The organism is Aequoribacter fuscus (assembly GCF_009910365.1).
Taxonomy (GTDB): Bacteria; Pseudomonadota; Gammaproteobacteria; order Pseudomonadales; family Halieaceae; genus Aequoribacter; species Aequoribacter fuscus.
In genome coordinates this window covers 2,271,847-2,297,213 of record NZ_CP036423.1, presented here as the reverse complement: position 1 = coordinate 2,297,213, position 25,367 = coordinate 2,271,847, and the positions used below count along the sequence as shown (strand labels likewise).

The window sequence follows — 25,367 nt, the reverse complement described above, 5'->3', positions numbered from 1 at the left end:
GATTTCGCAAATTTGCTCTATTTTATGTGAGTATTAGTGAGTAATTCAAACAGGTGGAATTTATGGGTAAGAAAGCGGCGTTGATTGGTGCGACAGGCGCTACGGGGCAGCATTTGTTGGTCAACCTATGCGACTCCGGTGTCTATGACTGTGTGCAAGCCTTTGGGCGCAAACGCGTCTACCCACAGAGTCACTTAGTGGAGGAACATCTCATCGACTTCGATCGGCCGGAGACATGGTCGAGCCTAATTCAGGCTGATGATATTTTTCTCTGCTTGGGTACGACGCTGCGAATAGCCGGCTCCAAAGCCGCGCAGTATAAAGTAGATTTTGACTACCAATACGCGTTTGCTCGCTACGCGCGAGAGTCTGGAGCGAAGCGAGTTTTTGTTATTTCGTCTCCCGGTTCGTCGCCTGGCGCCAACGGATTTTATTTGCGCATGAAAGGCGAGCTTGACGAGGCTGTGAAAACATTAGGTTTCGAAACTACCGTACTGATCAAGCCTTCTCTGATAAGAGCTCACAGAGAAGACAAACGTATAGGGGAGCGGCTAGGCGACCGCTTACTGACACCGCTATGCAGGTTGCCCGTTTTACATCGGTATCGACCGATCAATGCAACGGAACTCGCGCTTGCTATTGCAATTATCGCTACCCAAATTGAAGCGCCTGCGTCAGAGTATGTGCTAGACGACATCCAATCGGTATTGCCACAGGGAGATCCACTACGTGAAGGGAACGCATGATTACATCGACGATCCTCGCAACCTCGATATTTTAATCAACATTAATGGCGAGCTTTTTCCCAGACAGAAAGCCGTGGTGTCGGTGTTTGATTCAGGATTTATCCTAGGTGATGGTGTCTGGGAGGGCTTGCGTGTACACAAAGGTAAAATTGCTTTTCTGAATGAGCATTTAGATCGACTGTACGAGGGCGCTAAAGCGCTGGATATGGATGTTGGAGTGAGCCGAGAACAGCTCACTCAGAGGCTATACGATACCTTAAATGCCAATAGTATGCAGGAAGGCGTGCATATCCGTTTGATGGTTACGCGTGGCATTAAAGCCACCCCGTACCAAGATCCCAGGGTGACAATTTCGCCCGCGACCATTGTGATTATCCCCGAGTATAAGGAGGCTTTGCCAGAAACGTCTGAGCGCGGCATCCGTTTATTCACCGTGCATGTGCGGCGCGGCTACCCCGATGTGCAAGATCAAAAGCTCAATTCACACTCTAAGATCAACTGTATTACCGCTTGCATCCAGGCCGCTAAAGCCGGTGCAGATGAGGCCTTGATGCTCGACCCACATGGTTTCGTTGCGACCTGCAATTCGACCCACTTTTTCATTGTACGAAAGGGTGAAGTTTGGACCTCATCGGGAGACTTCTGCCTCGGGGGAATCACACGAGGCAATGTGATCCGCTTATGTCGCGAATTAGATATTCCGGTTTATCAAAAAAACTTTAGTCTGACCGATGTCTACGGCGCCGATGAGGCCTTTGTGACGGGCACCTTTGCCGGCTTGTGTCCCGTACGAGAAGTCGATGGACGCACCATCGGTTCAGGTGAACGCGGTGCCATGGTACAGCGTCTGCAATTGGCTTACCTAGAGATGATTGACCGGGAATCTATAGCATGACGCTACGTCTCGCCGTTTGGTCGGGACCCAGAAATATCTCGACCGCTATGATGCGCGCCTGGGAAAACCGCGACGACTGTGAGGTTGTAGACGAACCTTTCTACGCCTATTACCTCAAACAGACTGGGTTAGATCACCCTGCCGCAGACGAGGTTATGGCCTCACAAAGCACCGATTGGCGCAAGGTGGCTGCTTTGTGCCAAGGAGAGACCCCAAATCATGCGGAGATTTTTTACCAAAAGCAGATGAGTTTTCATGTGCTTGAAGAGGTCGATCGGGGGTGGATGTCGAATCTTACCCATTGCTTTCTCATCCGCGATCCGGAATCGGTAGTGAACTCTTACGCTAGAGTTCGCGAAACCCCTACGCTTAACGATATTGGTTTTAAGCAACAATCCGAGCTTTACGATTATGTGCGTCAGCATTGGGATCCGAACCCGGTGGTGATCGACAGCGCTGAGTTTTTAGCCAAACCCGAGGCAATGTTGCGCGCGTGGTGCTCGGCCTTAGGTGTTGAGTTTTTCGAGCGGATGCTGCGTTGGCCTGCCGGGCCACGAGAGAGCGACGGTGTATGGGCTCCGCATTGGTACGCATCTGTTTGGGACTCTACGGGGTTTGCTAAGCTTCGTGGAACGAAGCCCCAGTTAAGCCCAGCGCTGCAAAGATTGGCGGATCAAGCGCGCCCCTACTATCAGCACTTGTATGAACGTCGCTTACGAGTATGATAATGAGCGAAAAAAAACAATAACAACAGGGTAGCGTATGTCCAGAACGATGATGATTACGGGTGCGGCTCGGGGTATCGGCTTGACCACTGCGCGATACTTTGCCGAAAAGGGCTGGCGCGTGGGTCTGTATGATCGTGATTCTGAAGCTATTGCAGAAGTACTGCAGCAGCCCGAGTTTGGGCGCTGCTTTGGGGGTGTCTGCGATGTGACCGATGATGAGTCAGTGACTTATGCCTTGCAGCATTTTGCTGAGCAAACTCATGATGTAATGGATGTGCTGGTGAACAACGCGGGGGTGTTGTCGGCGGGATATTTCGAAGAGCTAGACCTCAAAGAACAGAATAAAATGATCGAGGTGAATGTCTTGGGCGTTATGCGCATGGCCCATGCTGCGTTTCCGTTGTTGAGTGACACGCCCGGATCAACCCTCGTGAACTTATGTTCGGTCTCCAGTATTCACGGTGTGCCGACGCTGGCGATTTATTCTGCAAGTAAGTTTTTTGTTAATGGCTTCACTGAGGCGCTTGCCTTGGAATGGGAACGCCATGGCATTCATGTCACCTGTGTCAAACCCCCGATTATTAATACGCAGATGGGTGCAGCCGCCGGTATGTACTTGTCCGATACGCCCGTTCCTAAGCTTGAGCCTATTGTCGTGGCGGAAACTATCGAAAAGGCGATCCACCGGGGCGGGACGAGTCATGTTATTGGCACAGGGTCGAAAATATGGGGCTTGCTGGATCGATGGTTGCCCGAAGCTGGCCGCGAGTGGGTCGCTAGAAAAGTGTTGGGTTTTAAGTAGCTGGGCGGAGTGATTTTCAGAGCTCGTTTTCTGACGTTTATGCCAGAAACGAAGGGCCGCAGTTTGGACGCTATCGGCCAAAGTTTGTTATGACGCATGTTGTGGGCATCTAGTATTAACGACGAGCGCGGCGCGCCCACAAAATATACAGCACAACATTCAGCACCATTGGTATCGCATAGACCGCTGCCGGTACCGAGAGCGACACATCGCCAATTAAGTTGGCGGCCACAAAGAACGCGGTAACCACATTTTGTACGCCGACTTCGATGGTCAGTGTGCCCCTTTGGGCCCGATTCAAGGACATGGTTTTCGCAATGACGTGGCCACAGAGCATGCTCCCAATATTCAAGAAAAATAGTGCGGGTACCAGTGTCGTAAGATGCCCAGCAACGGTGCTCGGCGCGTTGATTAGGGTCGGTAAAACAATTAATCCCAGTACGATCAAAGATAGTTTGCGAACCCAAGGCTCGAGTTGTGTCACCTGCTTTGGAAAACGGGCGAAGAGGATCATACCCACAATAACCGGTATGACCGTCATGGTTGCCAGTGTCTTTATCGTTTGACCGACAGGCAGTGATAGTTCCGCTTCGGTGCTCATGAAATGGCCTAACGCCAAATTCACGATAAAGGGAAGTGTGACGATGGTGATACAGCTGCTTGCTGCGGTCAGCGTCACGGATAGGGCAGTATCGGCCTTGGCTAGATACGAGAATAAGTTCGAGGTGGCCCCACCGGCGCAACACACCAAAATAATGACTCCGACCGCTGTTTGTGCCTCGAGTTGAAACACCATTGCGGTTAACCAGCCGATGAGAGGCAAGGCAATCATCTGGCCCCCGAGTCCCGCTAACGACGCGGCGGGTTGGGTAATAACACGTTTAAAATCGGCTACGGTCAACGACAGCCCCATACCAAACATGATAATGATTAACCCAATGGGTATAAATTGCGACAGGCTCGCGAGTAGATCCATTATTGTTATCTCGATCTGGTGATAGGGTGTCGGTCTATGTTCGGCCAACCGCTATGATGTTAGGGTCTTTTTCGGCGGCGTTTGAATGATCTCTGTTTTGCACCGCGGCAGCAACTTGTCTAATCGGACCGTGAAGCATCGCTTTGACGTCATCGGATGCGTTAATTGCCTTTAACGCAGCATCAAAGCACAGCAACCATTGCCCGGTTTCTTTGGGACCTATATGGTAAGGTGCATGCGGATCGGTCAGGCAGACAGTGCCCTTCTTATCATGGTAGAGCGGCGGGCCGCCCATCCAGCCAATGAGATACTCGGCTAGGGTGTTACTGATGGGGCCTAGGTCTTTGGCATGCATGGCCCGAATGCCAGCGGCCTCAGGTAGGGTATCCATGGCGTGATAAAATGCGTCGCACAGTTCACGAATTTTATCTTCACCGAGTCGTTGAAAGGGTGTCTGCATCTGAAGGTCGTCAATCGGTTAAAACGTGAGTATAACGATTTTTTCCGCGCCAGGAATCGCAAATCTTGTTGAGGCACAGTAGACAGTAGACTGGCCAAAAGGTAACAATTGATACATCAAGCGATTCGGCAATCCACAAGGTATATTCGCGTGGACGTGCTTGAGACCTCGGTGACTAACAAAGAGACTATAAAATGAAACAGCTCATCAAGTTCAGCGTTTTGGCACTTGTTCTTTCCGGCGAGACACACGGGGCTGATACGATTATTCACGCAGGTAAACTTATCGATGGTGTATCGAATTCGGTGCGAACGGATGTTTCTATTGTACTCAGCGGCGATCGGATCGATTCAGTCGAGGAAGGCTGGATAGCTGCGTCCCAAGGTGAGACGGTTGTTGACTTGACCAATCACACGGTAATGCCGGGCTTTATTGATATGCATGTGCATTTAGATGGGGAGCTTGATCCACCGGGAAGTTACAGCGAAGGCTTCTACATGAATTCTGCGGATTTGGCATTAAGAGCGACCGTGTACGCGAGCCGAACCTTGCGAGCGGGCTTCACCACAGTGCGTGATTTGGGTACCAGTGATGTCGATGCGATAAGAGCGCTGCGAACAGCGATCAACAGTGGCCTGGTTGAAGGCCCTCGAATCTATATGGCGGGTAAAGCCATTGCGACAACGGGTGGGCACGCCGATCCTACTAACGGTATACGAAGCGACTTGCGACAAGACCCAGGTCCCAAAGAAGGGGTTATTAATAGTGCTGATGAGGCTTATAAAGCCGTTCGACAACGCTACAAAGATGGTAGCGATGTGATTAAATTGACGGTTACCGGAGGCGTGTTGTCTTTAGCGAAAAGTGGTGATAACCCGCAGTTCACCGTCGATGAGCTGCAAGCGGTGGTGGCTGCTGCGAAAGACTACAATTTTAAGGTGGCGGTTCATGCGCATGGCGCCGAAGGTATGAAGCGAGCGGTGAAAGCCGGGGTAGACTCGGTTGAGCATGGCACTTACATGGATGACGAGACTATGGCGCTCATGAAAGCACATGGCACGTGGTATGTGCCGACAATTTCGGCTGGGAAATGGGTTGCGGAGCTAGCCGAGCAAGACGACAAACTGCCTGCTGTGGTGCGCCCTAAAGCGGCTGCCGTGGGACCTTTGATTCAAGATACGTTTGCCCGAGCTTATGCTGAGGGTGTCAAAATCGCTTTTGGTACTGACGCTGGTGTTGCACCCCATGGGCGTAATGCCGATGAGTTCGTGTACATGGTGGAAGCGGGGATGTCCGTTATGGATGCGATTAAGTCAGCGACCATGAATGCGGCGACTCTGCTAGGTCAAGATACTATAATGGGTTCCGTAGAGCGGGGGAAACTGGCCGACCTCGTGGCGGTTGTTGGCGACCCAACTGAGGATGTGAGAGTCTTGCTTTCACCCGCTATGGTAATAAAGGGCGGAGAGATTTACACGATTGCCCATTGAATGCCGCGTAGCGGATGAGCACCACGCGGCGAGGCATTGTTAAAAGTCGATGCGATACCCCAAGGTAACGAAGCTGGTTTCATTTTTGTAAGCACCTACGGCGTAAGTTTCGTCATACCACTCGTATCCCGCTTCGAACTCGATACGTGCTTGTTTGTTGATCTTATAATCTAAACGGACCGAAGGACGGGTAACCCAGCGGTCACCGCTGTCGTTATTATTACTTCGGTAGTCAACACGAATGCGTGGATTGATTTTGAACTTGCGGTTGGGCGAAAAGCGCCAATTGCCCGTTAGGGTGTAGGTGCTAGCACTGTCTGTATCGCTCATGCGCAGGCCCCAGATCGCCACATCGTTTACTTGCAAGATGTTGGTGCCTACGAACTGCACCGAATAATACAAGTCTGTCCCCGTCGCGTCGGTGCCTTCAACGCCAGCCGAAGTCTCGGTAGCACCAAATTCCGTGGCCGTCACGTCCCCAATGACTTGCCATTTTTCATTAAGGGTATGTGTAAGACTGGTTGTCATTGTGGTCGAGCGAGCACTTCGGTCTAAGGCCAGTTGTTTGAGCTCATCGTCGCTGTAAAGCGGGAACAGGGCATCAAAACTTGTCACCCCCTGCCCCTGAATTGCGTTCAGCTTGGTCAGTGTTGGGCTGTAGCGATAGTCAATAGAGACGTTCAAACGAGTTGCTTCACTCAAACTCCAGTTCCCCAGAAACAGTGCTGAGTTCAGTTCTTCGAAGTAGATGTCGTAGTCGAAGGTCGCATAGATTGATGAAGCTCTGGTTGAGTAACGTGCTTCGGCGCCAAGTGCTTCGCGGTCGGTGAGACTAAAGTTGGTTTGCTTAATGTAGTAGGCGCTGAGGTTCCAGTTATCTGCGACATTCAGGAAGTCGACACTCGTACCATAGAATTCGACATCGGTATTGATCGTATCGCGACGGCTGATATCCACTGGGTAGCCAAATGAGGCATTTACGATAACATCAGTTGAGACTTCGTAGCTGGCGTATAAGCCATCAAAACGTCCGAGAATACCATCGGTATTTCGCGATTGACGACCAAGTTTAGCGATAGCGCCCCAGTTGGAATTCTCGATTTCCACAGACCCAACGTTTGGTCGAAATTCGGAGTCGGCGTCGTCCTCGAAGTCTTTGCGATAGGACCCGATGAACTGGGTTTTAATATCCCAAATTCCGTTGCTTACGCGGTGCACGAAATCTAAGTCGGAGGTGAGCTGGTCACGTAGGATGGTTGAGCCACCCGCCTCAGGGTAATTGTCATCACGATAGTAACGTTGCCCGAAGCTGCCGTAAAATTCAGAGTCCCACGCGAGAGCCTCCTCTGCCTGGCCAATGGATTTGGCTTTCATGTCGGAGGTCACTAGCACAGCCAAGCGTTGGCGCACACGCGCGACATCCTCAGTATCGCCATAAAGATCAATGAAAGTTTCGTATTCACCTTTAGCTTGTGCTAATTGCTGGTTTAATTCGCGAGTAATGGCCAACAGCTCATGCGCACGGCGTTGTGTCACGCCTGTCGTTGTATCTTTTAAGGTGCGGAATAAACGAATAGCGGTGTTGTAGTCTTTCGCAAAAATAGCGGCTCTGGCCTCGTCAATGGTGTTTTGGATTTTTACATCGTCACTACTGAGATCTTTGAGAAGGTCAGCCGAGGTCAGTTTTGGTGCTTTAGCCGGTCGGGTAATTTCGCTCGCATCGATATCAACAATTACAGTCATAAAATCTGCGGAGTTTCGGACCGACAGTTTCACCTGGTCTTTGAATCTCAGCGTGATATAGGGAAATTCCGGATCATCGCCATCATAGGTGATCTCGCTGATGGGCGACCATAGGCTACGGTTCCAACTGACCGAGTATCGCCCGCCCAAATCGTCAATGGTCAAACCTGATAACAGAGTGTCGGGCCGCAACTGGATCTCAAATGATCGTGCAAAACCCCGGTCTGACAAGTTCGAAAATCGCATTGGGGTCGCGAACGTGATTTCGATGCGGTAGTCGTCTCCTGCCTCATCGAGTTTGGTTTTTTCTACAATCCTTGCCCAGCTTAAGCTGGGTAGGCATAGCAGCATCAACAGGCACAGACCTTGGCTAAATTTAGATTTCATTGTTTTCCCCATCGTTGTAATTAGTCGTCATCCACACCGTCATCCCAATCTTTGGTGGTGTGGCAAACGTTGCACTCCTGTGACGTATTTGGATGATCATTACGTGGACGCGTATGACACGAAGAGCACGATCCGAGTACCGCGTCATGATCAAAATTGACTCGACTCCAACTACTGGTGCGGTGGCAGTCATCACACTGATTCGTAGACAGCACGTGATTAGCGGATTTGCCCTCGGCCGTCACGCCATTGTGGCAGGTCGAGCAGGAACCACTGACCGCGCTGTGGTCAAAGTTAGCGGGAGTCCATGCCAAGGTTGAGTGACAGCTATCGCAATCAGCAGCAGTTTGCACGTGTGTTGCGTTCTTGCCTGTTGCGGTTGTGCCGTTATGGCACGATGAACAGCTACCAGTAATGGATGAATGATCCATCCGAACATCACTCCACGAATTCGGTACGTGGCAGTCGTCGCAGGTGTCACCACTTTGGATATGTGTTGCTGGCTTACCCTCGGCAGTAGTGCCATTGTGGCAAGAGCTACAGGTTCCCAGCACGGCATTGTGGTCGACTCGCATGACATTCTGGAAGCTCGATGTTGTATGACAATCCTCACAAACGTTGGTGGTATTAATATGGGTGGCGTTTTTACCCGTTGCATCGACGCCGTTGTGACATGAGGAGCAATTGCCAGTGACGGAAGCGTGGTCGAACTTGGCATCATCCCAAGAGTTAGTGTTGTGGCAGTCTTCACAGGTATTACTGCTGGCGATGTGGTTTGCCGACTTGCCCTCTGCGATTGTGCCATTGTGACAGGAGCTACAGGTGCCCAGTACAGAGTTGTGATCAACCCGCGTCACATTTTGGAATGTCGAGGTCGTGTGACAATCTTCGCAGACATTTGTGGTGTTAATGTGCGTGGTATTTTTGCCGGTGGCGTTCACACCATTGTGACATGACGAACAGTTGCCGGTTACTGCACTGTGATCGAACTGGGCATCGCTCCACGAGTTGGTGTTGTGGCAGTCGTCGCAAGTGTCCGAACTTTGTATGTGCGTGGCGGTTTTTCCCTCAGCAATAGATCCATTGTGGCAGGAGCTGCAGGTGCCCAGTACAGAGTTGTGATCAACCCGCGTCACATTTTGGAATGTCGAGGTCGTGTGACAATCTTCGCAGACATTCGTGGTGTTAATGTGCGTGGTATTTTTGCCGGTGGCGTTCACACCATTGTGACATGACGAACAGTTGCCGGTTACTGCACTGTGATCGAACTGGGCATCGCTCCACGAGTTGGTGTTGTGGCAGTCGTCGCAAGTGTCCGAACTTTGTATGTGCGTGGCGGTTTTTCCCTCAGCAATAGATCCATTGTGACAGGAGCTACAGGTGCCCAGTACAGAGTTGTGATCAACCCGCGTCACATTTTGGAATGTCGAGGTCGTGTGACAATCTTCGCAGACATTTGTGGTGTTAATGTGCGTGGTATTTTTGCCAGTGGCGTCTACACCGTTATGGCAAGAAGAACAATTACCGCTGATGTTGGCGTGATCGAAGGTCGCATCAGCCCAAGAATTGGTTGTATGGCAATCTTCACACGAGTTGCTGGTGGGGAGGTGGTTGGCTGATTTGCCCTCGGCCAAAGTGCCATTGTGGCAGGAGCTGCAGGTGCCCAGTACAGAGTTGTGATCAACTCTGGTAACTGCTTGGAAACTTGCTGTAGAGTGGCAATCTTCGCAGCTGTTAGTACTGTTGATGTGGGTCGTGTTTTTACCCGTTGCGTTAACACCGTTGTGGCACGATGAACAGCTACCAGTGGTATTGCTGTGGTCAAAGGTGGCTCCACTCCAATCATTGGTATTATGGCAGTCGTCGCAAGTGTCTGCGCTGGGTATGTGATTGCTGTTTTTGCCTTGCGCGATTGAGCCGTTATGGCAAGAGCTACAAGTGCCCAAAACAGCATTGTGATCTACCCGAGTAATCGATTGAAAACTTGAGGTGGTGTGGCAATCCTCGCAACTATTGGTGGTATTGATGTGCGTGGTATTCTTGCCTGTGGCATCGACCCCATTGTGGCAAGAAGCGCAATTGCCACTGATTGATGAATGGTCGAACTGGGCGTCACTCCAGGCGTTGGTATTGTGACAGTCCACACAGTTGTTCGACGATTTTGGATGCGGCGTGGACTTGCCTTGCGCTGTCGTACCGTTGTGACACGACTGACAGCTGCCAACGACGGCACTGTGATCAATGCGCGTTACAGTGTCCCAGTGCTCGCCAGTGTGGCAACTTTCACAATCGTTGGTGACCTTGATGTGTGTCAGAGGGATGATACTGGACGCGCTCTGTGCGTTACTTCCGTGGCATTGGACGCACGTTCTTGGTGTGCCTTGGAAAATGCCCCTCGTGTGACAACTATCGCATTCGACACCTTGGTGCGGGCCATCGAGAGGAAAGCCCGTCGTGCTGTGATCAAAAGTTTGTAAGTCAACGTCTTGCGCGGAGACCGCAATCCCAAGGGTGCTCGCAATGGTAAACACCGCTGCTATCAGAACGTATTTGCTAGCCCAGAAGAACGATCTTGCTCGGGTGGTTATGGTAGTCATTGCGGTTGTATCTGTATGTTGCTGAAGCTGTCGGTTACGTGACAGCGGGCACAATCAAGACCAAAGCGGCGGCGATGAGCATCGTCATCTAAATGGCAATCAGCGCATTCGGTGCCTAGGTCTTGGGTTTTTGTGAACTGTTCGGTGTGACATTGACTGCAGGAGAGCTCTTCGTGCGCGCCCGTAAGTTCGAAATCGGTTTGCGTGCTGTGATCAAAAACCCACAAGCCCCAGTCGTTAGGGTTGTGACAAGATTCACACTGGCCACCTAACGATCCGTTGTGCGGGTCATCTCGACCGTGGCAATCACTGCATTCATTAGAAACGCCCTGATAATGGCCCTGACTGTGGCATTCGTCACAGGTGACCAAGGCATGCATTCCAACGAGCGGCATAGCCGTGAAATCATGATTAAAGCGAACTTGCGATGACCACGACTCGTTGGTGTGACAATCTTGGCATTCGCCACCTAAACCTCCAAGGTGGGGGTCATCTTTGCGATGGCAGTCGATGCACCGTGTGTTGTCGCTGATGCGATCACGCCAGACCTGATGACATTGCTCGCAGTCAATCTGAGCGTGCTCGCCTCTCAGGCTGAATAGTGTTTTGTTGTGATCGAACCTCGCATTCTGCCAGCGGTTCTCTGTGTGGCAGTCTGAGCATTTGTTGCCATAGGCACCTAGGTGGATGTCCGCCTTTTGATGGCAGCTTTCGCATTCGCTACTTAGCTCTACTTCGAACGCTGGCTTTATGTGGCACGATTCGCATTTCGTGTCGGCATGTTGACCTTTCAGTTTGAAGTCGGTGTCAATATCGTGATCGAAGGTGGTTGTGTCCCAAGATTTTGAGGTATGGCAATCGTTACATTCTCTGCCGTTAATGCCCAAATGGACATCATCCAGCGCGTGACAGCCCGCGCATTCGACCGTAATTTCCGCGAATTCAGAGTTAATATGACAACTTGCACAGGCCACATCAGCGTGCTTATTGTCGAGTAGAAACTGGGTTGACGAATGATCAAACTCTGCCGCTTTCCAACCTGTGGGCTCATGACACTGATCACACTCTTGAGTCACATTGCTCGCGTGGGGGCTGTCATTTTCATGGCAACCTTTGCAGTCGCCTGGGGCCTCGCGAAAGGCGGTGTTCTGCTGGTGACATTCTGAACAATGCGAAAACTTATGTTGCCCAACGAGCGCGAAATCTGTGTTGTCGTGATTAAAATGATTGCGGTCTAAGACGACAGGCTCGAAGTCACGACCTTTGTGATCTGTGTGGCATTGAAAGCATTCTTTAGCATCGACATCGGTACTTAGGCCATGAAAGCCCTTATTTTCCGCGACATCGGTCTTGATGTCTTCATGGCACTCTAAGCACAAGCTCGATTGCTTGGACTTGCCTTGATCAGAATGGCAGTTGGCACAATCGGCTTCGTATTTTTCATGGCCTTGTATCAGTTCGCCAGGCATGATCAAGGTTTTTAGATTGACGCCATTAGCGCCGGCTTCACTTTGTGCTAGGGTAGTTTGGCTGATTAATATCATCATCAGTAAACCGCTAATACGTATGAACGGCATAAACATGCACAAACCCGGCTATTATGAGCATGAAAAAAATGGGCAAATGAAGCATGTGCCAAATCGAGAATAGTCGGTCGTAAAACGCCAGCCCGTTTATCTTGCGCGATGTGTAAAAAAACTCCGATACGTAATTTTGAACTAACTCAAGGCTTGTTTCGATCTCACCAGCCTGGTCACGTCTTAACAACTTGATTTTTTTGGTAAGCACTCTTTGTGATCTTGTTAGCTGAGCATTGCGAGTCGCAACCACTAAGGGATTATTAGAGACGTTTTGTTGTACTAGCGTGGCCCTTACGCTTTCGAGGTGTTCCTTTATTGAACTTCCCAATTCGCGACTATTAATTGCAAGACTTAAATCTAATAATGCTTCGCTTAATTGGTCTTGGTCTTTTATCAAAGAAGCCAAATGCGCCTTCGAGCCGTATAGGCCCATATGGATTTTGGAATAGATGAAACGCCCAATTAGCCCGCTAGTAACCATTAACAGCATACAAAATAAGGCGATGTTAGCGTTGGTTGAACCGAGGCCGAAATTGGAGTGATACAAGATCAAAATCGGCCCAATGAGCCCCAATAACATATGCAATTTAAACCACGTGGGTGTCGACAGAACAAAGGCCGGGGCCACTGGGTAGCGTTTTCGAATGGGGTAAATAAGAAGTGCTAGCATGAAGCTGCCGCCGATAATACCCAATGCATAGCCTATACCTCGCTCCGCATTGATCAGGTATTCATCACGAATTTGCCACCCAGCGACGATCGCAACCACACATGAAATAGCGACGGCCGCTGTCCAAAATGTCGTCTTGCTTGGGCGTGTCACAGGGCGTTCAAGCTGCGTGTTGTGATTGATATTCGCGATGCTATTCATCGGCTAGGGCCCGTTCGCAAATTTTTTCGTCAGAGGGCGGAGAAGTTCAAGCGTTTCTTCTTTTCGACGCAAGAGTGGGTGGGTCTTAACGGGTGGGCGTGTGGTGCTCGGTAAAGTGGGTACCGATCCCTGATAGCCCAACTTTTTGGCTTGCTCAAACGCCTCGGTCGCTTTATTCCAGTTTTGTAAATGATGATAGGACTTGCCGAGCAGAATCCACCCTTGCATGTCGTTAGGATTGTCGAGAAGTCTCTGCTCTAATCCCGTCACCAACTCAGCCACGGAGGGTGCTGATTGAGCGAAAGAGCCTGATGCACTCAGAGATAAACAAAGTCCCACGGCAAGTAGGTATAAAGATTTGTATTTGGGCATGACCTTCGTACTCCATCCACACTGACTGAACACCCTAAAGTGCGAAACTTAAGTAAGCATTAATCTTTCGCAGGTAGGCTCACTTATGCGTTCGTTTTCGGAACGTTAGATCTGTGTCGATATTTCCGTCAGTCGTTTATAGAAGTTCTTTTTGAAGAGATGAGTTTTAGGTGTTTACGTTAGAACCCTTGCTGTTACTTTACATTCTGCCTTTTGCCGTCTTCTTGTTGATATATCAGTGGGTTCGAGCTTGGTCAGAAAAAGCGGCTAAGCGTCGTTTGGATGATGCGGTGCAGTCGCACATGACCGAGCCCCCGACCTTACATCCGATTATCGATCCTTCAAAATGTCTGGGATGCGGTGCTTGCGTCAACGCTTGCCCTGAAGGTGACGTGTTGGGACTGATTGGTGGTAAGTCGGTGTTGATCAACGGTGCCAATTGCATTGGTCATGGGGCCTGCAAAGCGGCGTGTCCCTTTGATGCGATCGACTTGGTGTTCGGTACGGCCAAGCGCGGCGTGTCTATTCCGGTGTTATCCCCTGATTTTGAAAGTACCTTGAGTGGTGTCTTTGTGGCGGGCGAGCTCGGTGGGATGGGTTTGATCCGGAATGCAATCATGCAAGGTTCACAGGCCGTGATCAGTGCCGCTTCATTTTTGAAGCAGGTACCTAAAACAGAGGATAGGGACTTGTTAATCATAGGCGCTGGTCCTGCGGGCATTGCGGCGGCACTGCAAGCCAAAGCACTTGGGTTAGCCGCTACAGTGATCGAACAGTCTGAAGATTTGGGCGGGACGGTCGCTAATTTCCCGAAGAATAAACTCGTGATGACGGCGCCCGTAGAGCTCCCTCTCGTTGGAAAGTTGAAGTTTCGAGAGACCTCAAAAGAAGCTCTATTAGATTTTTGGACGGGGGTCATAAACGAGCACAAACCCGATATTCGATTTGGTATTCAAATGGTGAGTGTCGAGGGCACTGCGCCCCATTTTCGTGTGCAGACCACGGAGGCAGAATTTTGCGCTCGAAGTGTGATTTTAGCGTTGGGGCGGCGGGGAACACCCAGAAAGCTCGATGTTCCTGGAGAGCATTTGTCGAAAGTGGTTTACCGTCTAGCCGATCCCGAGCAATACGCTGATCAGCGTGTTTTGGTTGTTGGGGGAGGTGATTCTGCCATTGAGGCTGCATGTGAAATAGCTGAAGCTCAGGCTACACCGAATGTCGCTCTGTCTTATCGAGGCGAGGGATTCGCACGAGCAAAGCTAAAGAACCGCAAGCGTGTGGATGCGCTCGAGGCATCAGGTCGTTTGCGGGTCATGTTGGGGTCCAATGTGATAAAGATTTCGGACGATAGCGTCACCCTTCAGACCGAAAATGTCGAAGAGGAAGTGGCCAACGACGCCGTACTGATTTGTGCGGGTGGTGTGTTACCCAATGCACTGCTCGAAAAAATTGGTGTTTCTATGGATGTAAAATATGGGACGCCTTAGATGTTTAACCCTATTGCTCCTCGTGTGCTCGGGTATGGTTTGTCATACGGCGGGTGCAAACACCTTAGAGGATGCAAAACAATTGATTCGAGCTAAGCGGTTCGATGATGCTATTCATGTATTAGAGGTCTTACATGACGCCTCGCAAGGTACCGGAGAGTCGCATTATCTCCTCGGATCGCTGTATTGGTTGCAGGGCCATGGCAGAGAGGAAATAGCCAGGCCTTTGATCGAGTTTGAGAAAGCGGCGGAGCTACAGTACGCGAAGGCTATGCACAGATTAGGGGTTGTGTATCTGGTCGGTGTGGAAGTCCCCCAAGATGTTGCTCGTGGCCGCGAGTTATTGTCGAAAGCGACACAGTTGGGGTATCAACTGGCTGACACTCAACTGTTACGCGCCCAATCCGATTTTTTTGATATGGAAGATTGGGATGCCTGTGCCCTGATTGATTACCAGCGCGATGGCGTGTTGTTACCCACGGATCAATGGTCTGACCGCACAAAACAGCGCGCTTTTTTTTGCGCAGTTGCTGCGGGCAATTTAAGAGCTCTGCAGATTTGGCGGAGTGAAGAGTGGGGATTACAGTGGCGAAATCGTTGGGGTCAAACGGGTTTACATGTTGCTGTCGGTGCGAAAACATACTCTACATTGGAATGGCTTTTGCACAACGGTGTGGAGGCCGATGTTGCTGATGATCGTGGCAACACGCCTTTGCATTTGGCTATGGCGCTAGAAGATAGGGCCAGTATTGATCTCTTGTTACAACACACGTCCGATTGGTCTATTACTAACGATGCTGGCCGAGTTCCGCTCGAAATGGCAGGGGGCAATGACATTCGAGATTACGCCCTGAGTCGCGGAGCAAGGTCGACTAAAAAGCCTGATAGGCAGCGTAATAACCCCATGATATTGAAGTCTTCGGAACCCCTTGACTCGGGTATTTTCGCAGGATGGCCACCGATTCATGTTGCAGCTTGGCTAGGTAAAGAGGAGGTGGTTGAGAAATTGGTAGCTGCTGCTAACTTGATGAACACCGATCCTGAAGGCTACACGCCGCTGATGAGAGCCGCTTGCGCGGGAAATTATTCGATCTATCGGATTCTGCAAAAGGCACTTAATGATCAAACGATGCCTGCTCGCCAGAGTGTCGAGCTACTGCGGTGCTTTGCTAAACACAGATGGGCGTTGGAATTCGAGCAAACTGCAAGAGGTTTTGATACGAGATCGATGGACGACAATGAGTTTAACGCATTGTTATATTTGGCTGTGGAGGCAAGGTTTTTTGATGAATTAGGGGCTTTACTTGCGAATGAAACGGGTAATCGGCGAGTGAACGGGACCACTCTCAAGCGTGTTGCGCAACAAAACAACGAGGCATTGACACGCCAACTTTTTGAGTTTTCAGTACCCAAAATACAACAGCGCGTATTATTTGACGCCCTGAAATACGGGTGGAATATGCCTTCAGATCTGTTGCATATGAGTGCTTTAGATAATTGGATTGACACCGAACTCGATACGCCTCTAATCGCGGCTAGCTCGGCAGGTAACGTAGACGTCATTCGGCTCTTGGCCCCCATTTCCGAGGTTAACGCCCAGAATAAGTCGGGTAATACCGCACTACATTCTGCGGTCTTGGCGAGCAATGCCTCTGCAGTCGAAGCACTTTTACAAGCCGCTTGTGACATCGAGATTCGCAATGAAGAAAGCTTAACGCCCTTGATGTTAGCGATTGACACCGCCGATAAGGAGGTTGTGGATTCACTCGTGAATGCGGGTGCTAATCGTAATCGGCGCGACAAATTTGGGGTATCGGTAATCGAGCGTATCGAGGCATCGGGGCGCGCCGATCTAAAACATCTTCTGCGGCGCTGACGATTAGAAAGCGAACGTATCGATTTGAATTCGGCTCTGAGGTACTCTTGGGGCTGAATTTTGGGAGTAAATCAAATGATACGTTTTGTGGTAATAGTTTCACTCGTCTTCCTCTCAGCCAGTGCCTTGGGTGCTCTGCCTGCCAATATGCAAAAAGAGGGCTACATAAAAGGTTACGGCCCCTTTGTACGCGTCCAGGAAGACTGGCGCGTGTCTCGAGATACTGAATTCAAGGTGGTCTTCGACTTGGCTAAGGCGGCGGCACCGGGCGAGATTAACAAAACGATCTTAGCTGCCGCTCGTTTTATAAACATGCACGTCGATGCAGGTTTCGCTCCAGAAAATATCCAAGTTGTAGTCGTCGTGCATGGCAGTGGTGGGGATGATGTCGGTAATGATGCGTACTACGAAGAAAAGACCATGCACAAAAATGCCAACGCCCCCTTGGTCAAGGCCCTGGCTGATAAAGGCGTGCAATTTATAGTCTGTGGTCAAAGTGCGGCGTTTTATGGCATGGCGAAAACAGATTTTTTACCCGAGGTGCAGCTAGCATTGTCAGCAATGACAGCCCACGCGGTCTTGCAGCAACAGGGATATACCTTGAATCCGTTTTGACGGGGTTAGAGCTGCCCAACTAAAGACGTCAACTTTTTGTAACGCTTGTACCATTGAAGCAAACTATGACGTTTTATGATTCTGGGAAGTCCGGAAAAATAGCCCGTACTTGAATGAGTCAATGTTCGAGCGCTGGTAAAGCACAGCGAGCGCGACCAGTAATGCGAGCACCTCAGCAGTGGGCGCTGAATACCAGACGGTTTGCACGCCCAAGTAGTGACTGAGTAAGAAAACGAGCGGAATCGAAAAACAATAGGTTTTTACGATACTCATCAGAGCTGCGCGTTTAGCATCGCCAATACTCTGAAATAGCATACCAACGATCATTAACGGCCCCATAAGCGACAAAGCGGCTGTCCAGATCGGCAGAATATCATCCACTCTCGTGATAACCTCGGGCGCGTTTACGAACCACGAGCCAATGCTCGCACTTAAATATAAGATGAAACCTTGAATGATGAATCCGTAAAGCAGAGAGCCCCATAAGGCCGTTTTGATCGCATCGTTGGCGCGATCAAATTGTTTGGCACCGTAGGTGTTGCCCACAATACTTTGAAACGCAAGGCTAAGACCCAAGAGCGGCAAGAATACAAAGGTCATTACCCTGTTAATGATTCCATAGGCACTTACCGTTACGCCATACTGCTCCGGCGGCAATGCCTGCAGGCTGTATAAAATCGCGCCTGAAGATAAAGCCAAGCCGATGTAGCGCAGGCTTGAAGGGGCTCCAAGGCTGATAAAACGGCCCCAAAAATCAACGCGAGAGCTTAGTTTTATAAACGGAAGATTGAGTTCACTGCGCTGGCGTAACCTGAAGTTGGCAAGGGCCAACAGCCCGATGAGTTGGGCGCATACTGTACCGTAGGCAGAGCCCGCCACCCCCAAGTTAAGCTGTACGATGAAGACATAATTTAAGACCGCGTTGAGGCACACCGTCGCCAACGACACGGTGGTCATAAAACGGATATTGCCCTCGCATCTCAAGGAATCGCCATTAACCGCCAGTGCAAATGAGACGGGGGTGGCACAGGCCATAATCAGTAAGTAATCATGGCTTAGGGTAGCGAGCTCGCTTTGCCATTGGTTGATTGCCAGTGCCAAGGTTTGTCCGAAGTGTAAAAAGAACGCCATGAGGACAGCACTGACCAGCAGCGACAGTGAGAGAGCTTGAGCGTACGCCTCGCGAGCGTATGTATAATCTTTGGCGCCCAGAGCTCTAGCCATGATGCTGGCAAAGCCATTCGCGACCAAAGTGGATAGTGCAACAAAAAATATGGTGGCGGGAAAGGTTGCCGTCACAGCGGCGAGTGCCTCTGCGCCCACAAAAACGCCTAGGAAATAAGCGTCAATGAGATTGAACGAGCCATTCACCAGCATCATAAAAATAATGGGTAGGGCAGTTTTAATGAACACTTGACGAGTCGAGCCGATTAAATACGCATTTTGAGTGGTCATCGTATGCCCTTTTGTGCGCTTTTCGGATAGATAAGCACGGCGCCCAAGTGTCTTAGGGACTCGATTATCGACCCGACAGCGAATTGGGTCAAATGAGGTTCTGCCTTCGATGCCGTTGCTTGAAGCGCGTGGGTCCTCTATCCTCGGGTCAGCACCGAAAGAGAAGAAAAGAATCATGCACGATTTTATTGCAGGATTGCCCCAGGCGGCGATCGATGCGTTTCACCAATATAGCCACGAGCGGTCGTACGCTGCTGGCGCCACTATTTACTGTCAGGGCGATGCGCCGACCGAGATGTTCCAAGTCTTAAGTGGTGGTGTTGGCCTGTATAATTATTCTGTGAATGGTAAAGAAATTTTGACCAGCCACTTTTTGGCCGGTGATTGCTTTGGTGAGATGGGCTTGATTGACGGTCAGCCCCGAGTGAGCCATGCGCGAACGGTGCAGGCGACTCGCGTACGCGTTTTGCCCAAATCTGCGTTTGATCGATTGCTCAAGCAATACCCCGAGTTTGCGCAAACGCTCTTGCTGGGGATGTGTCAGCGTTTGCGCTACGCCTACTGGCAAACGGTCGAAGGCAACGGTTACGCTTCTTTAGAAGAGCGTTTAGCCCTGACTCTGGTGCGGTTAGCCCACAGTAAAGGTGTGATAAATTCTGAGGATCAATCGTATATCTCGATGTCCCAAGATGAGCTGGCAAGATTGCTGGGCTCGAGTCGCCAAACGATTAATAAAACGCTGCAAATTATGGTTGAGCGAGGTTATGTTGAGGTGCAATACGCCAAGATTTACTTCCGCGATATCGAGGCTATGCGAAGAGATTACGCTTACATCATGGGGCCAGAGCAGGTCACGCTAAATCCCTAAACTTTACTCCCTCTCTAACGAAAAAAGGCCCCCAGAAGGGAGCCTTTGATCGACTTGCTACGTAGCTCTTAGAAAGAGTACTCGGCCGAGATTGCCCATGTGCGGGGCGCCGTATAACCACCGTTGGCCATGACCGATATATCAAACGTATTGATTAGCTGGCGTTCATCAGAAAGGTTTTTACCTTCTACTGCAAAGCGCCATTTTTCATCGGCTGTGGTGTACGCAGCCATGGCGTTGTAAGTCCAGTAATCGTCACCTTTTTGCGCTGTTTTGATCGCTTTGGTCAAATCGATGGGCGAGTTTAAGTACATCTCGTCTTGGAAGCTGGCATCGCCCGAGATCGTTAAGTTACCGCCCGCCATTTCCGTGCGATACAACGCGCGGATCTGTCCGGTCCACTCTGGCGCATATCCCAGTTCGGTCGTTGAGGCTTTGTTGATAAAGCTACCGTCTGCTTGCTGCTCGGGGAACTCGTCAACGCTTTGGTCCAAGTAGCCGACGTTTGCGTTGATCAAAAGCCCCTCGACGGGAGTTTGCCAGGTTAGGTCGGCCTCGAACCCTTGAGATGTCACTTTACCTACGTTACGCGTTAACGCCACCAAGTCACCTTGGGTTAAGATGATGGTTTGCATCTGCTTGTCTTCGTAATCGTTAGAGAAGTACTCAGCATTGAACCGAATAGCGCCATCAGCAAGCGTCGATTTTATACCCACACTGATGGTAGCAACCGTCTCAGGGTCGTAAGACTCGTTATTGGTTGTGTTGGCGTTAAAGCCCCCAGCTTTAAAGCCCTGCGAGTAGCCAGCGTAGACCATTGTGTTTTCATTAAGCGAATATTTAATGCGAGCGCTTGGCGTAAACTCGGTCCAGCTGTCCGTTGCATACAACGCTTCGTCTGTGGTCACTGATACCGCTTGCGATGCGCCAGGGACAAACGCCACAAAATCTCCATTGCCCTGAGTCGCGAAGAAAGCGTTCATCTGAGCCATTGCTGCTGCGACGGCTCCTTCCATTCCTGGCTTAATTGCCATAGGGAGGCGGCCACCAGCGACCAGACTTGAAACCACAAGGGCGTAGTAATCACGCTGGTAACGTGTCAATGAATCTTGCGTTTTCTCATCTTCCGTCCAGCGCGCGCCGATGGAGACTTGCCAGTCCTCTGAAACATCCCAATCCACGTTGCCGTAGATAGATTTAGACGTTACGTCACGGCTGTCTCGCAGGCTTTCGCCCGTTTGATTTAACACGCCGCGCAGGTACGGTGTTTGCGGTGTGCCGCCACCGTCTTGATCGAACTCGCCGTCCAAATAATAAAGGCCAGCTACCGCTTGGATGTTATCACTGCTGTAGTTCAGCTGAAGTTCTTGGCTAACATCGTTGGTGTTCAAGCCATCGCGCAGCGTCTGAATCCACAGCTGTTCGCTCGTATCGAAATCGTAGACTTGCGTTGAATCCATGTCGCGCAGTGCTGTAATAGATTTTAATGAGAGTGAATCGCTTAGTTCCCATTCAACTTTTAGATCGACATTGGTTTGTTCGAAGCCGTATTTATCGAAGTCTTCATACGCGGTTGAAACACTATCAACATCAGTCGGTATTGACGTGTTGTGAGGACCCAATGGCAGCCCGGGCGAGACGCCGGTCAAGCCAAAGCTTGAGAAAAACGCGTCGGCGGTATACGCGATCGCGGTCAAACCACCAATTGACGCGGGATCAAATGCGATACGATTAGGCAGTACGGGCATAGAGCTGTCTTTGACGTAGGACGCATTCAGTTTGACGGTCACTGCATCTGACGCTTTCCATAGCAAGGCGCCGCGTGCCGCCTGCATGTCTTTGTCCCAAAATTCACGGTCGTCTACGGTGTTTTTCTGCCAGCCATCGCGCTGGACGTTGGTTACGGCGAAAGAGCCGCTTAAGTTATCGCTTAATGGGCCCGAGAAGCTTGCTTTGATGCGATTGTACGAATCAGAGCCAAACTTTACTTCGACCGAGCCAGTGGGCTCATTACTGGGGTCACGCGTGATGTATCGAATGGCGCCGCCAATCGTATTGCGGCCGTACAGGTGCCCCTGAGGGCCTTTCAGAATTTCGATTCGCTCCACATCCAAAAGTTCTAGCATGCCTCCTGTGGTGCGTTCGGAGTACACGTCATCGATGTAAATACCGATACCTTGGTCGTATCCGGGGTTGTTACCGATTCCACGCATGAAGACGCTGATACCACCCGCTACGAGACCACTGGTTTCATTGACCTGGACGTTGGGGCTCATGCGACCCACTTCAACCAAGTTGTCGATTTGCGCGTTTTGTAAGTCTTTGCTTGAAAATGCCGAAATAGACATCGGGACGTCTTGTAAGTTCTCGCTGCGCTTTCGGGCTGTGACCACTATCTCTTCTAGTGCGCCGGCCTGTGCTAAGGCGGGTGCTGCCTCCATGCTAATGGCGGCAAAAACCGCCAGCGCTAAAGCTGATCTAGTACCAGTGTATTTCATGTTTTGCTCCACTCGTCGTTTCTTATGATTAGTACTGCTTACAGCGTTGGATTCGACGCCCAACGCGTGGTCAGGTTAGCAGACCAATCAGGGTGGTCAATACGTCAAATGAGGTAAGAAACTAGATCATTTTGTCCGGGCGCTATGTCTCTGTCATTTTTGCAGCTTCTTTACTTGAGCGCCTTTGGCGTATGCCGTATGTTGGTGCGACTAAAATGAATAAGAGAGAACTACCATGACGACAACTGTAAAAAGCTACGCTGCCTTTGATCCTGAATCATCATTGGGAGCTTGGGATCTAGAGCGCAGAGTCACCGAACCGAAGGATGTCGCCATCGAGATCCGTTACTGCGGCGTTTGTCACAGCGACTTGCACTCTGCCAAAAACCACTGGGGGAGTACCCACTACCCCTTAGTGCCAGGCCATGAAATCGTTGGCGTCGTTTCCGAGGTGGGCAGTGACGTTACCAAACACAAAGTGGGTGACTGGGTAGCTGTGGGTTGTTTGGTGGACAGCTGTGGTCAATGTGGCTCTTGCCACGAGGGTGAAGAGCAGTACTGTGAACGGGGCTCTATCGGCACTTATGGTGCCGTTGGACGTGATGGCAAGCCCACGCAAGGTGGCTACTCTCAGAAAATCGTCGTCGTTGAGGATTTTGTACTGCGCGTGCCAGAGGGGCTCGATCCCGCGTCGGCAGCCCCCTTACTCTGTGCGGGCATCACCTCGTATTCGCCTCTAAACTTTCACAAGGTCGGTCCGGGGATGAAAGTGGGCGTGATCGGCTTGGGCGGATTAGGCCACATGGCGCTTAAGTTTGCCGTGGCCATGGGGGCTGAAGTAACCATGTTCACAACCTCCGAGTCAAAGCGTGAAGAAGCCGCACGACTCGGTGCGCACCATGTCGTGTTATCAACTGAGCGTGCCGAAATGAAAGCGACCTTCAATACGCTCGATTTGATTGTTGATACCGTTCCAGTGCCTCACGATTTGGGTGGCTACATCCGCTGTTTGCGCCGCAACGGCAACTTGGTGATGACGGGCCCCATTGGTTTACAAGAGCCGCCATTAAACAATGGATTGCTGATGATGGGGCGTAAAGCAGTATCGGGCTCTGCCATTGGCGGTATTGCTGAAACACAGCAAATGCTGGATTTCTGTGCCGAGTCAGGTGTCACATGCGAAGTGGAAATGATCGCGATGGATTACATTAACGAGGCCTACGAACGCCTTGAGAAAAACGACGTTCACTATCGATTCGTCATCGACATGGCAACGCTTTAAATGCCAGTGTTATTGGGCCTCAGTGACCCTTTAACGCCTCGAGTTGCTCTTTTTTATTGGAAGGCACGGTAGTGAATCGGTCGGTGTAGTACCTTCTCCACTCAGAAGAGGGCAGAGGCAGCTGCTGGCTATCAGCGGTTCGTGACGGAGTAAATACCGGAGCGGGTTGTGTTGATCGAATTTGCTCCAACCAAAATACGCCATCATGCTCACCGCTGTTGCCTCGAGTCGCGATGAGATCGATGTCTCCATCGCCGTCTAGGTCATGGGAAATGTATTGGTCATACATGCCTCGAACGCGTCGGGACACGTCGTGGCGGGTCCACGATTTGCTCAGATCTCCTGGGTTCTCAAACCATGCTATTCGTGCGACGGAGGAATTGCGCGTGACTCGCGGGTCGTCTTGATTTCGAGAGTCGCCTGAATAGCCGCCTCTAAGGATATTAAGGCCTGAGTATCCTCCGGTGATAGCGTCAATATCGCCGTCACCATCGATATCCCCAATGCCTACTCCGATAATCCAATCCGGCAAGGTGTTACCGATTCTGCTGTACAGCCAGGGTTGTGCAAGGTTGTCTGGCTGTTTTAGCCAACCAAGTCCGGCGTGCCTCCACTGACGTGATCCCTCGAATTCGAGTACGTTAGTGATCAGGTCTAAGCGGCCATCGTTGTCGATATCCGTAAACTCTGCATTGAACGCTTGTGATCGCCCTTGCCAATGCTCGAGAGTGTCAAATGATGCTTGGATTTGAATGGGAATCGAGCGATGTTGCATGTGGCCATTATCGTCAGTACCCAAGTTTTCAATGATGTACATCTGGTGTTGTACTCGTTTAGCCACCAGCACATCGATATCGTCATCGTTATCTATATCGACCGGAATGACCTGGTTTGGAACACCACCGGCGAAGAGTATTTGCTCTTGCCAGGATTCGTCTTTTAGCGGGTCACCCCGCAGATAGAAGGCGGATGTGGTGCGGTCTGTCGTGTGGGTATCCTTTGCATCTACGACATCCGCATGTCCTTTGTTGGCCCCCAATATTTCCAGTTGGCCGTCGCCGTTTAGGTCGGCTAGCGCGGTTTGAATCCAAGACCCCCGATGTTGAGTGGCTGACGGAATAAGGTGCGGCCAACGTTGCGAGCGCGCTTCAGGGCCTGGATTTTGAAAATAAACAAGGTGCGCATCTTCGCACGCAACCACCATGTCGACCCAGCCATCGTTATTGATATCGCCAAGGGCGACGTCCTCTATGGCGCCAACCAATGTGCCCTGGGCAACGGTGATGTTAAACCACGCGTCTGCTGAGCCCTGATTAAAGGCGATGCGTAAGTGGTGCGAATCCTCGTGTACTGAAACAATATCGAGCTGCCCATCGTTATCAAAGTCAGCCATTGCCAGACCATCACCGCCACGAATCGGTTCCCCGCCATTGATGAGCTCGTCATCGATGCGGTGTTCTTGCCAGCCGATGTAATATCCAGATTCTGTCACCCGAGTGAGTTGTGTTGCTAGAGACAGTTGGTTCTCATCAGCGGAAATTATCGGTGGAGCAAGGACCAAAAGTGCTGCGATTACTGGATAAGCGGGTTGTAGTGGGGTTCGCATGATTGTTTGCTCCGCAAGTTATATCGTCTACCT

Annotated in this window: 20 protein-coding genes; 10 read left to right on the top strand and 10 right to left on the bottom strand. The window is 50.7% G+C overall.

The window, feature by feature from the left end; translation table 11 throughout:
• Positions 1-62 precede the first annotated feature (62 nt).
• From EYZ66_RS10250 to EYZ66_RS10235, 4 genes are read left to right on the top strand one after another with little or no spacing between them, the layout of a single operon-like run.
• Complete coding sequence (locus EYZ66_RS10250) at positions 63-746, top strand: Rossmann-fold NAD(P)-binding domain-containing protein (RefSeq protein WP_009574964.1); 684 nt, start codon at positions 63-65, stop codon at positions 744-746.
• Positions 730-1,641, top strand: a complete 912-nt coding sequence (locus EYZ66_RS10245; protein WP_009574963.1) for an aminotransferase class IV — start codon at positions 730-732, stop codon at positions 1,639-1,641. The genes EYZ66_RS10250 and EYZ66_RS10245 overlap by 17 nt, the downstream gene beginning before the upstream one ends.
• Complete coding sequence (locus EYZ66_RS10240) at positions 1,638-2,366, top strand: sulfotransferase-like domain-containing protein (protein WP_009574962.1); 729 nt, start codon at positions 1,638-1,640, stop codon at positions 2,364-2,366. Before EYZ66_RS10245 ends, EYZ66_RS10240 begins: the two co-directional genes overlap by 4 nt.
• Positions 2,367-2,403: 37 nt before the next feature.
• The gene (locus tag EYZ66_RS10235) at positions 2,404-3,171 is read left to right on the top strand and encodes an SDR family NAD(P)-dependent oxidoreductase (RefSeq protein WP_040816125.1); all 768 of its coding nucleotides are present in this window, start codon (positions 2,404-2,406) and stop codon (positions 3,169-3,171) included.
• A gap of 115 nt (positions 3,172-3,286) precedes the next feature.
• On the opposite strand, the gene EYZ66_RS10230 is transcribed toward EYZ66_RS10235, so the two are convergent.
• Together EYZ66_RS10230 and EYZ66_RS10225 are read right to left on the bottom strand one after the other, a co-directional pair.
• Positions 3,287-4,147 carry a bile acid:sodium symporter family protein gene (locus EYZ66_RS10230; RefSeq protein ID WP_009574960.1) on the bottom strand — a complete coding sequence of 287 codons (861 nt, stop codon included), beginning with the start codon at positions 4,145-4,147 and terminating at the stop codon, positions 3,287-3,289.
• A 34-nt stretch (positions 4,148-4,181) separates the two neighbouring features.
• Positions 4,182-4,607 carry a group II truncated hemoglobin gene (locus EYZ66_RS10225; protein ID WP_009574959.1) on the bottom strand — a complete coding sequence of 142 codons (426 nt, stop codon included), beginning with the start codon at positions 4,605-4,607 and terminating at the stop codon, positions 4,182-4,184.
• A 194-nt stretch (positions 4,608-4,801) separates the two neighbouring features.
• Here EYZ66_RS10225 and EYZ66_RS10220 point away from each other — a divergent pair, with 194 nt between their 5' ends.
• On the top strand, positions 4,802-6,097 hold the full coding sequence (locus EYZ66_RS10220; protein ID WP_009574958.1) for a metal-dependent hydrolase family protein: 1,296 nt from the start codon (positions 4,802-4,804) through the stop codon (positions 6,095-6,097).
• A gap of 39 nt (positions 6,098-6,136) precedes the next feature.
• Here the strand turns inward: EYZ66_RS10220 and EYZ66_RS10215 are convergent, their stop codons facing one another.
• From EYZ66_RS10215 to EYZ66_RS10195, 5 genes are read right to left on the bottom strand one after another with little or no spacing between them, the layout of a single operon-like run.
• Positions 6,137-8,227, bottom strand: a complete 2,091-nt coding sequence (locus tag EYZ66_RS10215; protein WP_009574957.1) for a tetratricopeptide repeat protein — start codon at positions 8,225-8,227, stop codon at positions 6,137-6,139.
• A 20-nt stretch (positions 8,228-8,247) separates the two neighbouring features.
• A complete protein-coding gene (locus tag EYZ66_RS10210; protein ID WP_160195666.1) occupies positions 8,248-10,824 on the bottom strand; it encodes a cytochrome c3 family protein in 2,577 nt (858 codons plus the stop codon).
• Positions 10,821-12,371 (bottom strand): cytochrome C, encoded by a 1,551-nt coding sequence (locus EYZ66_RS10205; RefSeq protein WP_158027020.1) that lies wholly within the window; start codon positions 12,369-12,371, stop codon positions 10,821-10,823. The genes EYZ66_RS10210 and EYZ66_RS10205 overlap by 4 nt, the downstream gene beginning before the upstream one ends.
• A 10-nt stretch (positions 12,372-12,381) precedes the next feature.
• Positions 12,382-13,275: a hypothetical protein gene (locus EYZ66_RS10200; RefSeq protein ID WP_009576987.1), complete on the bottom strand. Its 894-nt coding sequence runs from the start codon at positions 13,273-13,275 to the stop codon at positions 12,382-12,384.
• Between the two features lie 3 nt (positions 13,276-13,278).
• Positions 13,279-13,647: a tetratricopeptide repeat protein gene (locus EYZ66_RS10195; RefSeq protein ID WP_009576986.1), complete on the bottom strand. Its 369-nt coding sequence runs from the start codon at positions 13,645-13,647 to the stop codon at positions 13,279-13,281.
• A 170-nt stretch (positions 13,648-13,817) separates the two neighbouring features.
• Between EYZ66_RS10195 and EYZ66_RS10190 the strand changes: the two genes are divergently transcribed.
• From EYZ66_RS10190 to EYZ66_RS10180, 3 genes are all read left to right on the top strand, one after another.
• Complete coding sequence (locus tag EYZ66_RS10190; RefSeq protein WP_009576985.1) at positions 13,818-15,134, top strand: NAD(P)-binding domain-containing protein; 1,317 nt, start codon at positions 13,818-13,820, stop codon at positions 15,132-15,134.
• Positions 15,121-17,010, top strand: a complete 1,890-nt coding sequence (locus tag EYZ66_RS10185; RefSeq protein ID WP_009576984.1) for an ankyrin repeat domain-containing protein — start codon at positions 15,121-15,123, stop codon at positions 17,008-17,010. Before EYZ66_RS10190 ends, EYZ66_RS10185 begins: the two co-directional genes overlap by 14 nt.
• A 75-nt stretch (positions 17,011-17,085) precedes the next feature.
• Positions 17,086-17,625 (top strand): DsrE family protein, encoded by a 540-nt coding sequence (locus EYZ66_RS10180; RefSeq protein ID WP_050793472.1) that lies wholly within the window; start codon positions 17,086-17,088, stop codon positions 17,623-17,625.
• Between the two features lie 63 nt (positions 17,626-17,688).
• Here EYZ66_RS10180 and EYZ66_RS10175 read toward each other — a convergent pair whose 3' ends face one another.
• Positions 17,689-19,080, bottom strand: a complete 1,392-nt coding sequence (locus tag EYZ66_RS10175; RefSeq protein WP_009576982.1) for an MATE family efflux transporter — start codon at positions 19,078-19,080, stop codon at positions 17,689-17,691.
• Between the two features lie 175 nt (positions 19,081-19,255).
• Between EYZ66_RS10175 and EYZ66_RS10170 the strand changes: the two genes are divergently transcribed.
• Entirely contained in the window at positions 19,256-19,948 is a 693-nt protein-coding gene (locus tag EYZ66_RS10170; protein ID WP_009576981.1) for a Crp/Fnr family transcriptional regulator, read from the top strand.
• Positions 19,949-20,016: 68 nt separating this feature from the next.
• Here EYZ66_RS10170 and EYZ66_RS10165 read toward each other — a convergent pair whose 3' ends face one another.
• A complete protein-coding gene (locus EYZ66_RS10165) occupies positions 20,017-22,446 on the bottom strand; it encodes a TonB-dependent receptor (RefSeq protein WP_160195665.1) in 2,430 nt (809 codons plus the stop codon).
• Between the two features lie 235 nt (positions 22,447-22,681).
• Here EYZ66_RS10165 and EYZ66_RS10160 point away from each other — a divergent pair, with 235 nt between their 5' ends.
• Complete coding sequence (locus tag EYZ66_RS10160; RefSeq protein WP_009575900.1) at positions 22,682-23,728, top strand: NAD(P)-dependent alcohol dehydrogenase; 1,047 nt, start codon at positions 22,682-22,684, stop codon at positions 23,726-23,728.
• A gap of 19 nt (positions 23,729-23,747) precedes the next feature.
• Here the strand turns inward: EYZ66_RS10160 and EYZ66_RS10155 are convergent, their stop codons facing one another.
• Positions 23,748-25,334, bottom strand: a complete 1,587-nt coding sequence (locus EYZ66_RS10155; RefSeq protein WP_009575899.1) for an FG-GAP repeat domain-containing protein — start codon at positions 25,332-25,334, stop codon at positions 23,748-23,750.
• Between the last annotated feature and the right edge of the window lie 33 nt (positions 25,335-25,367).